This is a genomic window from Pseudomonas sp. 10-1B (assembly GCF_000935045.1).
GTDB lineage: Bacteria > Pseudomonadota > Gammaproteobacteria > Pseudomonadales > Pseudomonadaceae > Aquipseudomonas.
Genome location: NZ_JYKS01000102.1, coordinates 1 through 1,175, shown reverse-complemented (window position 1 = coordinate 1,175; position 1,175 = coordinate 1). Strand labels below are relative to the sequence as shown.

The window sequence follows — 1,175 nt, the reverse complement described above, 5'->3', positions numbered from 1 at the left end:
GTCTTCGGCGGAAATGTTCGGGTTGACGGTGAAGAGGGGATCATGGCCAGCATCGCAGCGGCCGAAGGGGCGGTTGGAGGTGCACGGAAGGGGTGGATCGGGGACTATTTTCTTCATCATTGGAAAATGCTCGTCAAGGCCGCCAACCATCACTACCACGTGAATGGGTGGCGACTGTACGCGAGGTGGTAGACCCGGGCATTTTCCAATCCAGGCAGGCTCGAAAGCCTCCCACGCACAGCCGCCATAGACTGTCATGGAAAAAATGCATCCGGGCTACCACACCCGATCGCCAAGGTATTCGGCGACGGATAGAGCCTAGAGACACTGGTTCCCACTGAACAGGTGATGGCAGAAGACGCGACTCGTAGGATATTTCCGAAGTGGCCAACTGGACAGCCATTTTGGCAAAGATCAGAAAAGCCTGATCCAGGAAAGAGCCACATGAGGTGCATGCAACGCCGGAAGCTGCGTAATGCCCCCCCAGGCGCTTGTCTTGGCTTCTGTGGTGTTGCGTAAATCGAGCGCCGCCGGCGCGGCGCTTCGCGGGTAAACCCACAAGGTATGCGGCGAGCTTTCGACCTGCGGTCTTAGTCGTTCTTGCCCAGCATGTACTGGTCAAAATGCTCGATATGCTCGTCAAGGTTATCCTCGAGCATCATCCGGTACTGCTCGCAGAAGTACTTCAGTATCTCGTCCCGCGCAGCACCCAGCTCGGCGCCGCTCTTGAAGCTGCGGGCGCTCATCCAGGCGCTGAAGCGTGCGGCACCGAAGGTCAGCGAAGCGCTTACCTTGCCCAGGTCTTCGAATTTTTCGATCTGCTGGTTGGCCAGTTCGATGTGCGCATCGGCGCGGTCGTAAAAGGCCTGGTCGGTTGCTTGGGTCATTGCGGTTCACCTGGTTGCTGGAGGCCAAGCCTTGCATGTCGCGGCGCATACGTGCAAGGCTGAAAAAGGATCAACAACGAAAAAGGAAGCAGCCCACCCCATGCTCGGAATCACACGTATCCATCGCTATTTGCGCCCACTGCCTGCAAAACCGACTGCAGCCAGTGGGCGTGACCTCAAGGCCAAACGTGCCGCCCGCCTCGCTTCGAAGCTTGCCAGCCTGCTCTGTACCCCCCGCTCCGCCCCGCCCTACCTCTGCGTCACCCCCGAGCGCCCCCCTGTCGACCG

1 protein-coding gene is annotated in these 1,175 nt (G+C 59.1%); it reads right to left on the bottom strand.

All coding sequences use genetic code 11. From position 1 onward, the window contains the following. Positions 1 to 590: 590 nt before the first annotated feature. Positions 591 to 887, bottom strand: coding sequence for a DUF3144 domain-containing protein (locus TZ03_RS27930; RefSeq protein ID WP_051101544.1), 297 nt, complete (start codon positions 885 to 887; stop codon positions 591 to 593). Positions 888 to 1,175: the final 288 nt, after the last annotated feature.

What these genes read in the sequence shown, in the direction of transcription:
- TZ03_RS27930 (WP_051101544.1), bottom strand. Translation starts at nt 887, where the DNA reads ATGACCCAAGCAACCGACCAGGCCTTTTACGACCGCGCCGATGCGCAC.